Origin of the sequence: Intestinimonas massiliensis (ex Afouda et al. 2020) (genome assembly GCF_900626285.1) — a bacterium.
GTDB classification, from domain to species: Bacteria; Bacillota; Clostridia; order Oscillospirales; family Oscillospiraceae; genus Flavonifractor; species Flavonifractor massiliensis_A.
Map to the genome: position 1 here is coordinate 1,961,951 of NZ_LR131147.1, position 12,371 is coordinate 1,974,321.

General features: G+C 41.4%; 13 protein-coding genes and 1 pseudogene. 9 read left to right on the top strand and 5 right to left on the bottom strand.

What is annotated here, in order from left to right; all coding sequences use genetic code 11:
- Window positions 1-2: 2 nt before the first annotated feature.
- The 8 genes from E0E41_RS09860 (at window position 3) to E0E41_RS09895 (ending at window position 7,334) form a co-directional block, all read left to right on the top strand.
- A complete protein-coding gene (locus E0E41_RS09860) occupies window positions 3-737 on the top strand; it encodes a hypothetical protein (protein ID WP_130869767.1) in 735 nt (244 codons plus the stop codon).
- On the top strand, window positions 727-1,206 hold the full coding sequence (locus tag E0E41_RS09865) for a flavodoxin (protein WP_008982904.1): 480 nt from the start codon (window positions 727-729) through the stop codon (window positions 1,204-1,206). Before E0E41_RS09860 ends, E0E41_RS09865 begins: the two co-directional genes overlap by 11 nt.
- A 34-nt stretch (window positions 1,207-1,240) precedes the next feature.
- Complete coding sequence (locus tag E0E41_RS09870) at window positions 1,241-1,660, top strand: nuclear transport factor 2 family protein (protein ID WP_003864537.1); 420 nt, start codon at window positions 1,241-1,243, stop codon at window positions 1,658-1,660.
- A 308-nt stretch (window positions 1,661-1,968) separates the two neighbouring features.
- Window positions 1,969-2,208, top strand: coding sequence for a DUF6061 family protein (locus E0E41_RS09875; protein ID WP_006859036.1), 240 nt, complete (start codon window positions 1,969-1,971; stop codon window positions 2,206-2,208).
- Window positions 2,209-2,457: 249 nt separating this feature from the next.
- Complete coding sequence (locus tag E0E41_RS09880) at window positions 2,458-3,147, top strand: response regulator transcription factor (protein ID WP_009265522.1); 690 nt, start codon at window positions 2,458-2,460, stop codon at window positions 3,145-3,147.
- Between the two features lie 62 nt (window positions 3,148-3,209).
- The gene (locus tag E0E41_RS09885; protein WP_431834498.1) at window positions 3,210-4,175 is read left to right on the top strand and encodes a sensor histidine kinase; all 966 of its coding nucleotides are present in this window, start codon (window positions 3,210-3,212) and stop codon (window positions 4,173-4,175) included.
- 151 nt (window positions 4,176-4,326) lie between these two features.
- Window positions 4,327-4,992 (top strand): ABC transporter ATP-binding protein, encoded by a 666-nt coding sequence (locus E0E41_RS09890; protein WP_006859033.1) that lies wholly within the window; start codon window positions 4,327-4,329, stop codon window positions 4,990-4,992.
- 14 nt (window positions 4,993-5,006) lie between these two features.
- Window positions 5,007-7,334 carry an ABC transporter permease gene (locus tag E0E41_RS09895; protein ID WP_006859032.1) on the top strand — a complete coding sequence of 776 codons (2,328 nt, stop codon included), beginning with the start codon at window positions 5,007-5,009 and terminating at the stop codon, window positions 7,332-7,334.
- 195 nt (window positions 7,335-7,529) lie between these two features.
- Here E0E41_RS09895 and E0E41_RS09900 read toward each other — a convergent pair whose 3' ends face one another.
- Window positions 7,530-8,495 (bottom strand): DUF6040 family protein, encoded by a 966-nt coding sequence (locus E0E41_RS09900; RefSeq protein WP_438819455.1) that lies wholly within the window; start codon window positions 8,493-8,495, stop codon window positions 7,530-7,532.
- Between the two features lie 18 nt (window positions 8,496-8,513).
- Complete coding sequence (locus E0E41_RS19130; protein WP_278045183.1) at window positions 8,514-8,873, bottom strand: hypothetical protein; 360 nt, start codon at window positions 8,871-8,873, stop codon at window positions 8,514-8,516.
- A 286-nt stretch (window positions 8,874-9,159) separates the two neighbouring features.
- Between E0E41_RS19130 and E0E41_RS09910 the strand changes: the two genes are divergently transcribed.
- Window positions 9,160-10,368, top strand: a complete 1,209-nt coding sequence (locus tag E0E41_RS09910; protein WP_130870730.1) for an IS110 family transposase — start codon at window positions 9,160-9,162, stop codon at window positions 10,366-10,368.
- A 260-nt stretch (window positions 10,369-10,628) separates the two neighbouring features.
- Here the strand turns inward: E0E41_RS09910 and E0E41_RS09915 are convergent.
- The 3 genes and pseudogenes from E0E41_RS09915 to E0E41_RS09925 form a co-directional block, all read right to left on the bottom strand.
- Window positions 10,629-11,681: pseudogene (locus E0E41_RS09915) on the bottom strand (MobA/MobL family protein); the annotation flags it as partial.
- Window positions 11,638-12,009, bottom strand: coding sequence for a hypothetical protein (locus E0E41_RS09920; RefSeq protein WP_015561462.1), 372 nt, complete (start codon window positions 12,007-12,009; stop codon window positions 11,638-11,640). The pseudogene E0E41_RS09915 and the gene E0E41_RS09920, both read right to left, overlap by 44 nt.
- Window positions 12,009-12,323: a hypothetical protein gene (locus tag E0E41_RS09925; protein WP_008394181.1), complete on the bottom strand. Its 315-nt coding sequence runs from the start codon at window positions 12,321-12,323 to the stop codon at window positions 12,009-12,011. The genes E0E41_RS09920 and E0E41_RS09925 overlap by 1 nt, the downstream gene beginning before the upstream one ends.
- Between the last annotated feature and the right edge of the window lie 48 nt (window positions 12,324-12,371).

Genomic DNA, 12,371 nt, shown 5'->3' on the forward strand with positions numbered 1-12,371 from the left:
CAATGGACGATATTATCTTTGAGAAGGATTACCGGGAAACCGAGTCTGCCGAATACGATAAATGGTGCGATGAGGTGTTTGACCGCGCAGTTAATTGTGGTATGCTGAAAGCGTACTCCGAAGCAATGGACAAGATACCAAAGATCATTGTACCGGAGGACAAGAAGAACTACGAGTATCTTCTGGAACGCTGTGATGCGTTTGTCGAGCAACACCGCGGGTATATCAAGGGAATCGTGGACTATCATCGTTGGCACGCGGAAATCAATATGTTTCTTCCGTTTGCGGAGTTCGATGACTCAGAAGACCTTGCATTTTTGAAAGAAATTGCAGAAAAATCGCAAACCGTCTGCTTCTCCCCGGAGGAAGAAGGTGGCATCCGCGTTCATATTTTTATCAACTACTTTGAAGAATTGATGTCAGCCGAGCACAAGTCATACATCGAATACGATGCTATTATGCAGGACAAGAAACTATCTGAGCTACTTGGCATACCGGAGCTTTCTGACGAGGAAAAAGAACTCGCTCTGAAAATGAAGGGCATACTTGACCGCATTGATGAGGAAACAAGGATTGACCGTGCCACGGCTTTTCGAGCCGTACTTGATAAGATGGCAAAAGAGCCGGAAGAAAACTGGTCGCTTCACTATATGGCAACATTGCTGGAAGCGCTGCTATACTTCATGCTGAATGAAGGAAATGAAAAGATTGATGAGGAAGAACACAATGAGCAATAAACTTGTAGCATATTTTTCTGCGTCCGGCGTGACCGCGAAGGTAGCTGAGACGCTGGCAGAGGCAATCGGCGCGGACATCTTTGAGATTGAGCCGAAGGTACCTTACACGGAAGCTGATCTGAACTGGATGGACAAGAAAGCCCGCAGCACGATTGAGATGAACGATCCTGCCTCCCGTCCTGAGATTGCCGTGAAGCGGGACAACATGAAGGACTACGACACAATCTTTGTGGGTTTTCCGATCTGGTGGTACGTTGCGCCGACGATTATCAATACGTTCCTTGAGAGCTATGACCTGACCGGCAAGACGATCATCCCGTTTGCAACCTCTGGCGGAAGCGGCATTGGCAAGACGAACGAGCGCCTTGCGCCGAGCTGCAAAGGCGCAAAGCTGATGGACGGCAAGGTCTTCAAGAGCAGCGTCGGGCATCAGGAGCTTGCGGCGTGGGTTGAAGGACTTGGACTTTAAGGGGCAGACAAATCGGGAGTTATGGAGGTACTTTATGAACGAGAGAGAAAAAATTATCCGATTATGGTTTGATATGTGGATTAAGAAAGCAGATTTAGGAATTGACAATATTTTTACAGATGATGTTGTATATACTGAGAGTTGGAGTCCTAAATATGAAAACCGCAAAACGGTAAAGCACTGGTTTGACGAATGGAATACACGCGGAAGTGTTCTTGTCTGGGAGATTAAGCAATTTTTTCATCAAGGCAATCAAACAATCGTGGAGTGGTATTTTAAAAGCAAAATGAATAATGGAAATGTTGAAGAATTTGACGGAATATCTTTAATTGTATGGACACAGGATAACAAAATAAAATCATTAAAAGAGTTTGGTTGCAATCTTCATAATTATAATCCATATCGAGATAGTGATATTCCCGTATTTCGAGAAGAAAAAGCAAATTGGTTTTGAGAGGACTATAAATTCCAGTTGATATTTCACATATTTTAGGAAATTTAATAACTGTTATATTTGATTATCAAATTCTTCGCAAACCCTTGAAAATACTAAGTTTGTAGCAAGTGAACTTTCCCTTACTCTTTCCCTTGTGTTACATTTTCCCATTGCTTTTCATGAACCTTAATATGGGAAAAATTAAGGGAAAGAAAATTTCATAACACAATATAACATATAACAATAACGACATGGTGAACTGATTGAAATGTTTTCGATATTTAACTCTGTAACTGATTATCAAAAGAAAATGGAGATAAGATACGATGAGAACAATTTATGCAGAATATAATATAAACCACGATAGTATTGATGTTTACACAAGTGCTGGATATATGCTTCGCATTGATTGCTGGGAAGCTGAAAAAAATTTAAAAACCACATATGGATCAGAATGTGCGCTTACTTCATTGGCTGTGGATGAGCCTTTGGAATATGCAAGATTATATCTTGATGGCAATTTACAGATGTGGGTGGATACAGAAGATTCATTAGAACTTTATTAAGCAAGAAGTGAGATAGTGTTGTAGGGAGTTTCCTGTAGTTAAAGATACCACACCCGATATGATGAACCCACGCTTATACACTACCAGCTATGATAAAAGAAAGGACAGCAATTTGACACTGCTGTCCTTTCTTTTATAAAATTGCAGTACACAGAAAAAAGCTGTAAAATGAAAAATATATTTGTCCTTGTAACAATTCTCGGACATTTGCCTGTTATACTATCTGCAAAAAGAAAAGGAAGTGATAATATGAAGCATATTTTAATTGTCGAAGATGATAATCTTTTGAATAAAACGCTTACTTATAATTTGGAATTGGACGGTTACACAATAACTTCTGTTCTGAATGCAAGGACAGCCGCTGAATCATTAAAAACAAACATTTTTGATTTGGTATTGCTGGATATAAATTTACCAGACGGAAATGGTTATGACCTATGCCGTCTTATCAAGCCAGAGCATCCTGATACAGTAGTTATATTTCTAACTGCCAACGATCAGGAAAGCAATCAGATACGGGGATATGAAGCTGGTGCAGTGGATTATATCACGAAACCTTTTTCGATTAGTGCTTTGCAGCGAAAAATCAAAGCCATGTTCGCTATGTTGGAGCATCACAAACCAGCTAAGGATATTTACGAGGATGGTAGCTTGTTTCTGGATTTTTCGGAACAATTTGCAAGTTTGAACGGGAAACCATTAGCACTTTCTGCGATGGAATATAAAATGTTGAACCTATTTCTTAAAAATCCGAAGCAGGTACTTACTCGCCAACAATTTTTAGAAAAACTGTGGGATGTTGATGAAAAATATGTAGATGAACATACCCTTACTACTTCTATCAGCCGTATTCGCAGTAAGATTGAAGCGGATGGCGACACATATATCAAAACGGTTTATGGTATGGGGTATCAATGGACAGGAGGCGAAAAGAAATGAATCTGAATAACCTTTCTGCTAAGAAAATTTGTAGACTGGTTAGTGCTGGCATGGTTTTCTCTATGCTGGTAATTACCGGTATTTTCGGCGGTATAATGCAGGATATACGAATTTTTATAGTGGGTGGAACATTGACACTCTGTGCGTTTTTCTGGATTTGGCTATTGGTGCTGATTTTTGGAAAACGCCTTTCTCATTTTACTTCTAATTTGTGCCGGACGCTGGACAACATGATTGATGGAAACGAGGAATTACAAAAGTCAAATGATAGTGAAACTCTTTTTGCCCGTATCAACCACCGCTTAATTCGGTTGTATGAGATTATGCAGAAAAACCGGCACAAGGTAGACATGGAACGACAGGAGCTTCAAATGCTGATTTCTGATATTTCACATCAAGTTAAAACGCCTGTCAGCAATTTGCAAATGGTAACGGACACACTTTTAACAAAGCCTGTTTCAGAAGAAGAACGGATGGACTTTTTACAAGGCATACGTAGTCAGACTGATAAACTGGATTTTCTGTTCCAAGCACTGGTTAAAACGTCCCGGTTGGAAACCGGAGCAATACGATTAGAAAAGAAAGACAGCAGCTTATTCCATACGCTTGCACAAGCCATGAGCAGTATTGTATATGCCGCAGAGAAAAAAGAAATTGCTGTATCCGTGGATTGCCCGGAAAATTTGATAATCTCCCATGACAGCAAGTGGACAAGCGAAGCCCTTTTCAATCTGCTGGACAATGCAGTAAAATACACTCCGTCAGGTGGAAAGATTTCTGTATCAGTGGTTCAGTGGGAAATGTACGTAGAGGTCAAAGTGACCGACACCGGCAAGGGCATTTCAGAAAGCAATCAGGCTGCCATCTTCCGGCGCTTCTATCGTGAGGAAGAAGTACACGATCAACAGGGTGTGGGAATAGGTTTGTATTTGGCTCGTGAGATTGTAACAAGGCAAGGGGGCTATATCAAGGTTGTTTCAGAGCTGAGGCAAGGCTCAGAATTTTCTATTATGCTTCCTGTAAGGTAAGATATAACCACTTTTTTTGAAATGTCCGAGCGTTGTAACATTTCACTCTGATTTTCGATAAAAATTTTTTCTATCTCGGACATTTGTGTAACATTTGTGGTTTACAATGGCTTTATCAACAGATAGAAAGCCTTGAAAGGAGCATTTGAATATGAGCATTTTACAAACAATCGACTTAAAGAAGTATTACGGCACAGAACCAAATATTACTCGTGCCCTTAATGGTGTAAATTTTACTGTGGAACAGGGAGAATTTGTTGCCGTAGTTGGAACTTCCGGCAGCGGTAAGTCTACATTGCTTCACATGATGGGAGGACTTGATACCCCCACTTCCGGCAGCGTGATTGTACGGGGAGAAGAACTCGCAAAAAAGAATGATGATGAATTGACAATTTTCCGCCGTCGTAACATCGGATTTATCTTCCAAAATTATAATCTGGTTCCGATTTTGAATGTATATGAAAATATCGTCCTGCCTGTGGAACTGGATGGCGATACAGTAGACCAGAAATTTATGGACGAAGTTGTGTATATGTTGGCTTTAGAAGATAAACTGGAAAATATGCCGAACAATCTTTCAGGCGGTCAACAGCAACGTGTAGCGATTGCACGAGCTTTAATTACGAAGCCTGCGATTATCCTTGCTGATGAACCGACCGGAAATCTTGATAGCAAGACCAGTGCAGATGTGTTAGGGCTTTTGAAGCATACCAGCGGAGAATTTAATCAGACCATTGTAATGATTACTCACAACAACGAGATCGCTCAACTCGCAGACCGCATTGTACGGATTGAAGATGGTAAAATTGTTGGCTAAAGGAGGTGGGAATTATGAATTATCCTTTTGAAAATGATACCAGTGCAGTAATTAAAAAATTAGCACGAAAAAGTGTGCGTTTTGATAAGAAGAAAAACTTATTTTGCCTTTCGGCAATTATTGTAGCCGTTGCTATGATAATGATGTCGTTGCTCACAGTGCAAAATATCATTTATCAAAATCAGAAAGAAATCGAAGGATTACATCAAGGGATTTTCTTTGACATTACGCAGGACAGTAAAGAAAAGTTGTTAGCAAACGAAGAAGTAAAAAGTGTAGGACTTTCCTGTAATATCAAAACAGTGAAAGAAAATTCTAAAGAACTGTCTCTGATTTATTATGATGATGACATGCTTAGTTTGATTCCTGCCTTTGACGGAAAATATCCAGAGAAAGCAAGTGAAATTGCTGTTACAGATGCCTTTTTTGCCAGTGAAAATAAGTCTCCGGAAATCAACGCCATAGTTCAGTTGAATCTGGATGGTACTTTGAAGAATTATACTATTGTTGGTATTTATCATGATAAAACTTCTACCGCTTATCCTGTTTTTGTTTCACTTGAAAAATGCCGGGAATTACGTGGAAATAACCTGCTTAATGGATATGTTTGGCTTGAAAATGCAGATACCCTTACAAAAGACGAAGCAACAGAAATATTATCTCAAATTTCAGAGGAGACTGGACTGAATAATTGGACAGTCAGCAGTTACTATGATTATGTAAATACAACTTTGTCCTTCAGTAATTATGCGGTATATGGTGTAGTTGCTGCCATTTTGTTTTTAGCTGCCGCACTTGTAATTTACAGCATTTTCTATATTTCGGTTGGACAAAAAGTTGCTGAGTTCGGACAGCTTCGGACAATAGGGGCAAGTAAAAAGCAAATTTATAAAATAGTTCTTAAACAGGGTTATATGCTTGCAGTTCCGGGGATTTTAATTGGTAGTATCATGGGAACGATCATCAGCTATTGTCTGCAATCAAAAGGCTGGTCAGTATTTGCATTTATTGTTTCTCTATGTGGCGCATGCCTTTTTGGAATACTGCTTGTTTATATTAGTGTTCGTAAACCAGCAAAAATTGCAGCGAATACTTCTCCAATTTCCGCCCTGAAAAATCCAGTGGGAATTGTAAATTACCGCACTCACAAAAGACATCGTATTACGCCTGTATATTTAGCGAAAATCAGCTTTTCCAGAAACAGAAAAAAATCTCTATTGACCATTTTATCATTGGGACTGTGCGGAGTTATATTTTTCCTTGCAGCAAGTTATCAGAGTTCTTTTAATGCCGAGAGTATGGCTCGTTATTGGGATATGAAGTACGGAGATTTCAAAATCAGCATTGATTTAGAAAACGAAAGTGAAAATTTGGATGCTCTCTTGCAGAAAGAATATTTTTCTGATTATGTAAAGCGTGTTGGAGATATAGAGGGAGTTAGCAATATATTTACTTATGCTACCGTACCAGTTGATTTCTCAACAGACAATGATATTTCAGATAGCACCTTGATGCTCGGCTATAATGAAAAGGATTTGGCGTCGCTAAATGCAGCGGTTTTGTCTGGAAATATTACTGATGATACAGAATTAGTTGTAAGTGATCCCGAACGTATTTATGATGTTTACCATTGGAAACCTCAAATTGGGGATACTGTGACCTTTAATTTCAAAAATCATAGTGGTAAAACAATAACAAAAGCATTCAAAATTGGTGCAATCACTTCCAGCAATGATGGAATGGGTGGCTATATTTTCAGAATGCCGGAAAATATGCTCAAAGAACTTGCAGGTTATGACTGTACATACGCAATCGAAATACAAGCAGAAGCTGAATATCAGGAGATAATCGAGCAAGAACTCAAATTACTCGTTTCTGACAATAGGGATGTTCGCTTACAAACCCTTCAAGATTTTATTGTAGAACACCAATCAGACAATCGTGCAGGTTTTACATTAGCTTATGCGATTGCAGCCATCTTGTGGATATTTGCGGTCATCAATCAAATCAATCTTACTGTGACAAATCTTTTATCACAGAAACAGGAAATGGGCACACTAAAATCTATTGGTATGACAAATAAGCAGTTGAAGCAAGCATTTATGATGGAAGGTCTTTTTACTACTTTGATTGCATTGCTTATAACTGCTGTTGTTGGAATCCCCGGCGGATATGCAATCGGTATATTTTTGAAAAATGCAGGCATGTCTACGGGATTTGTATTTCCGGTTGTTGCTTTTACTCTTTTTGCTGTTGCTATGTTTATGCTTGAAAGTTTGATGACAATATTGCTTATTCATTCATGGAAGAAGCAATCTGTTATTGCAATAATGCGAAATTGATGATAGAAAGCTTTTCATATCTCGGTCAGCTCCACAATTACATTACTCTGCTGATACAGCCAGTCCGTAAATTCTTTCGGGCTGGCTGTTCCTGTTTTTACAGCCTTTTTTCTCTGTAATACTTCTTTTCATACAGTAAATTTTCACTAGGCTGGTATGGAGTAATTTTACTGTCTATACAGTAAGTTGAAAATACTAATATGGTCTTTTTTCTAACCAAACTTTAAGATAACATCTAATTCCAACATATGCGCCCTGCGAAAGTACGAAAAGCAATAGAAGATTTACTGACAGTACTTTTTTGATTGATTCTCCAAAATAAATGACAATAGCAACACTTGTCAGTATCATTAGTAGAGTAATAACATCCCAACAGTTTTTCTTATATAATTCTATAACCTTTATTTCTATCAGTATCGCCAGCATCCCTGTTCCTGCCATACATATTCCTACAATCAATATTAGCAATAACCAATATACCATTCCGGCTATAAAAGCATTTGGAATTTTTGTACTAATCTGTGCCGCAGAATGCCCGGCATCAATCGTCCATCCGACAAAGGTTTGTATGAATGATGCTAAATCATTGAAGAATGATTTACAATCGACAAGGAACATATCTGACTGTACTGCCTGAAAAAGAGTGGTTGTCAACGAATACCATGCAAGAAGGAACAAGGTTGTTTGGAACATTACCGTTTTTGCTTTATACTGTCCTGCAAGTCGCTCTTTTTGTGTTTCGTATTTTGCTTTTGCATTCTGATAGGCTGTCCGGTTACAGGCTTCACATTTTTCATAGAGTACCGGCTTTTCTACCGGTATTTCTACGATTTTCTGATGTGTCCGGGCATAATCCCGTTCCTGTGTTAAATAGCATATTTTATCTTGACATTCCTCTATCATGACGTTTGCGCTTCGCAACTTCTCTTTCTCGATCCGCAATGCTCTGTCTGCCAGCTTCAAGTCGTTCTTTAATGCTTGAATATTCCCGGCTCTGTTCTCTTTGTTTAATTTCTCGTTCAAGGTCAGAGATTCGCTGAGCTGCGTCTTCAGTTCCACGATAAGCTGTTCTTTCTGTTCTAGTTCTTCTTGTATCTCCTCGGTCAAGAGCAGAAGTTCTTCCAACTGTTCGGCGTTCTTTGATTCTCTGGATTCGTTCATCTATATCACGTCCTTTCTCTATCTGCTGTTCCAGTTCAGCAATTCGGTGTTCTGTTTCAGTAATAAACTGTTTTCGCTGTTCAGCTTCTGTGCCAATTTCTGCCATTGCTGATTTTCGTTTTCCAAAAGCTCTATCTTCGTTTTCTGTTCTTCCATCTTGGAAAGCAGTTCCTCGGTATTTGGCAAAATGTTGAGCAGCTCGGATAACTCGTTGTTTAATTTTTGTAATTTCTGATTCTGTTTTTGCATAAGAGAGAGTTGAGTGTCCCGGTTCTGCATTTCCAGAATCATTTCTGCCATTAGGTTCTGCTGTTCTTCGATTTGACCAATCATGGATTCCATTAAGGGTATAATTTCCCGGCTTTCTTCTAATGTCATTTAATCGCTCCTATTACAATAAATTTGGACAGGAAAGCCGGGCAGCCAGTCCGGCTTTCCCTCCATCTCGTGCCTAAGCTACAATAAGAGGAGCAACTGGCTGACCACTCACTCCTTGGGCTTGTAAGTCCGTACGAAAGACTGTCAGCCATCCTCTTGTTGTAGCGTTCGATTTCAGCAGGTTGAGCCACCGGATGCCGGGGAGTTCGCGTCACCCAATAGATTGAATCGGCAACGAGAAAAGATGGATTCCGGTTGCAGATTCTTTAGTATTGGAGGAATGTGGATGAACAGCGTTGGCATCGATGTTTCCAAAGGGAAAAGCATGATCGCCGTCATGCGCCCCTTCGGTGAGGTGGTGGTTTCACCCTTTGAAGTGCGACACACCGCCAATGAACTGAACGAACTGGCAGGGCTGCTCAAAAGTTTGGACGGTGAGACCCGTGTGGTGATGGAATCCACGGGTAATTACCACGCGCCGGTGGCCTGGCTGCTCCACGACGCGGGACTTTATGTCTCCGTAGTCAATGCAATGCTGGTGCATGACTATGGGAACAACAGTTTAAGACGAGGCAAGACTGACAAGAAGGACGCCGTGAAACTGGCCAACTACGGCCTTGACCACTGGCTCACACTACCGAAATATGTCCCGGAGGAGGACACCCGGCTCATGCTGAAGACCTGCTACCGGCAGTACCAGCAGTATTCCAAAGTACGGACCATGCTGAAGAACAACCTAATCTCCCTGCTGGACACCGCTTTCCCTGATGCAAACCGCCTGTTTACCAGTCCACCCCGCGCCGATGGCAGCGAGAAGTGGGTGGATTTTGTAGCCGCTTTTTGGCATTGTGAGTGTGTCTGTGGTTTGTCTAAAAAGGCCTTTACCACCCAATACCAGAAGTGGTGCAGAAAGCACGGCTACAATTTTAGCGAGGATAAGGCACTGGACATATACGCCTCTGCATGTGGACACTTCGGTGTCATGCCGAAAACGGATACGGCAAAACTTTTGGTAGAACAGGCTGTTTCCCAACTCCGGGCAACTTCCGCCGCGTTAGCTGCTCTCAAGCAGGAGATGCAGTCCCTGGCCGTTTCTCTACCGGAGTATCCTGTGGTGATGGAGATGTTTGGTGTTGGCCCAACCCTCGGCCCCCAACTCATAGCTGAAATTGGCGATGTACGCCGTTTTCATTCCAAGAAAGCGCTGGTGGCCTTTGCAGGCATTGACGCCCCACCTTACCAATCTGGACAAGTGGATGTCCGTAGCCGTAACATTTCCAAGAGAGGATCTGCCTCACTGCGAAGGACGCTCTTTCTGGTGATGGGGGTCCTCCTGCAATGCGCTCCAATGGATGAGCCGGTCTACCAGTTCATGAACAAGAAACGCTCTGAAGGTAAGCCCTACCGTGTCTACATGATGGCCTCCGCCAACAAGTTCCTGCGCATCTACTACGCTTCTGTGAAAGCCTACCTGGATTCTCTGGAGCATGGCTGATTTCCCAGCTCTATACTGTCTGGCTGACCGCCATTTTTTGAAATGCACAGCGGTTTAATTTGGTGCACCCTTTTCCTTTGCTCGTTTCCTTTGAAAGTTTTACTTGACTTTTGTTAGCAGGTCTNGGAGCATGGCTGATTTCCCAGCTCTATACTGTCTGGCTGACCGCCATTTTTTGAAATGCACAGCGGTTTAATTTGGTGCACCCTTTTCCTTTGCTCGTTTCCTTTGAAAGTTTTACTTGACTTTTGTTAGCAGGTCTTCCATAATGATAATGCACCCGATACTTTCCCAAAGGTGTTTAGTATCTTTTGCAATAACGTGTTTTGTTGTTTTATGATTTGATTTTCCGCTACTTTCCACGAGCCTTTTATTTCCTGCCCGGCAAAAAACTTTTGTTCAATCTTTCTTGCGTCAGCTCCTTCATGGATGGTAGGAATCTGGAGTTTTCCCTGCTTTTCATAAGAACGATGATCAACTTGATTATGCAAAGGCAGATGTTCATTACATACCTTTGCCCATTCACTCCGCCACAGTTCACAATTTTTTGGATTGTTCCATCCAGTAGCATCGGTCAGCACCCGTTTCCATTGCAGGCGGTTTCTTGCTCCAATCTTCTGAATTCCGTTTTCGTCTAATACAGGGATACGGATTCCATGACGGTCAGGGTTTTTCTTATCCTGCCACCAGTTCGGATGGGATTCATCAATCACGATATTTCCGTTTTTATCTCTGACAAAATCCCAATCCTTGACTTCTTTCTTTCCCCAAGAATGATCCGGGTTAAAAGGACGCATAGTTAGAAGCAGATGGACATGGGGGTTGCCATCCCCTTTGTCGTGGATACTCCAATCAGCGCACATTCCTCTATCTACAAAAGTTTTTTGGATATAGTCGGTTGTATATTGAATTTGTTCCTGTCTGCTCCATTCTTTGGGGAGGGCAAATTCAAATGACCTGCCAAGTTGGGCATCTGCATTTTTTTCAATCTTCAATACCTCATTCCATAACCTCTGTTTCTGAAATGTGATTTTGAATTTTTCTAAAGCAGCTTCTTTATCTTCTGACCTTTTGTAGCGGACAGATTTTTGAAAGCGTTTTATATTTTCTTCTGGTACTATCTGCCATTCAGGAGGTGCGTTTTCACACATCATCAGACTGGTGTAGACCACTTCTTTTTTAGAAGTGTAATAACTGATTCTCCCGGTTTCCTCGTTTTTCATCACATCCCCATTGAGATATGCGGAAGCGGAGATAACAGATTTCCCTTTACTTCGTCCGACTATTTTGATTGTGTAATGAAAAATCGCCATATCTGGATTCCTCCTTTCTGCACATCCGGTATAGATTTCCGGCAACATTGCTTTCGATTTTAGAAAAAGCAGCATTGCCAGAACGCCCTCTGCGTAAGAGTGCCCTGCGCATAGCAGCCTGCATGGAATGCGCCTCTCTGGCGAAGAGTGCCTCCTGTGGCATGAGCAGGTCTGGCTGAAAGCCCCGCCGACGGAACGAGCCCGGCAAGCGTGAGCGCAGACCGGTTGCCACTTGTGGCAAACTTATTGGGACGACCTCTGGTTGTCCATAAGTGCGCCCTTCATGAAAAAGCAATGAAGGGAATGAAAAACTCATCCCATCCGCCATTACACTTCCTCCATATCGGTATTTGTTTCTTTCTGCATTGCCTTTGAGAAAAATTTCCCATTGGCTTCCTGCTTTTTCAGAAAACCAATCAGCTTTGGGATGTCTTCCTCCTCAATAGTCGCACCAAGAACGGATTCCACCGCACCGCCAACCTGACAGAGCCTATGGGTTCGTTTTTTACTTTCTTCGGCTTTCTTTCGTTTTAGAAGTTCTTTCTTCTGTGCTGCATATCGTTTTGCTTTTTCAAGGCTTTCCTGTTCCTTCTTTTCCATTTCAAGCATTCGTTCTTCATAACTTTTTGTTGATTTTGCCATTCTTACATTCTCCTTTCCTTCACAAACATAAGTTCTCGGTTGCGTATC

Bases quoted from the DNA above. Each gene is read 5' to 3' on its own strand.
- E0E41_RS09860 (WP_130869767.1), top strand. From the start codon at position 3: ATGGACGATATTATCTTTGAGAAGGATTACCGGGAAACCGAGTCTGCC.
- E0E41_RS09865 (WP_008982904.1), top strand. From the start codon at position 727: ATGAGCAATAAACTTGTAGCATATTTTTCTGCGTCCGGCGTGACCGCG.
- E0E41_RS09870 (WP_003864537.1), top strand. From the start codon at position 1,241: ATGAACGAGAGAGAAAAAATTATCCGATTATGGTTTGATATGTGGATT.
- E0E41_RS09875 (WP_006859036.1), top strand. From the start codon at position 1,969: ATGAGAACAATTTATGCAGAATATAATATAAACCACGATAGTATTGAT.
- E0E41_RS09880 (WP_009265522.1), top strand. From the start codon at position 2,458: ATGAAGCATATTTTAATTGTCGAAGATGATAATCTTTTGAATAAAACG.
- E0E41_RS09885 (WP_431834498.1), top strand. From the start codon at position 3,210: ATGCTGGTAATTACCGGTATTTTCGGCGGTATAATGCAGGATATACGA.
- E0E41_RS09890 (WP_006859033.1), top strand. From the start codon at position 4,327: ATGAGCATTTTACAAACAATCGACTTAAAGAAGTATTACGGCACAGAA.
- E0E41_RS09895 (WP_006859032.1), top strand. From the start codon at position 5,007: ATGAATTATCCTTTTGAAAATGATACCAGTGCAGTAATTAAAAAATTA.
- E0E41_RS09900 (WP_438819455.1), bottom strand. From the start codon at position 8,495: ATGAACGAATCCAGAGAATCAAAGAACGCCGAACAGTTGGAAGAACTT.
- E0E41_RS19130 (WP_278045183.1), bottom strand. From the start codon at position 8,873: ATGACATTAGAAGAAAGCCGGGAAATTATACCCTTAATGGAATCCATG.
- E0E41_RS09910 (WP_130870730.1), top strand. From the start codon at position 9,160: ATGAACAGCGTTGGCATCGATGTTTCCAAAGGGAAAAGCATGATCGCC.
- E0E41_RS09920 (WP_015561462.1), bottom strand. From the start codon at position 12,009: ATGGCGGATGGGATGAGTTTTTCATTCCCTTCATTGCTTTTTCATGAA.
- E0E41_RS09925 (WP_008394181.1), bottom strand. From the start codon at position 12,323: ATGGCAAAATCAACAAAAAGTTATGAAGAACGAATGCTTGAAATGGAA.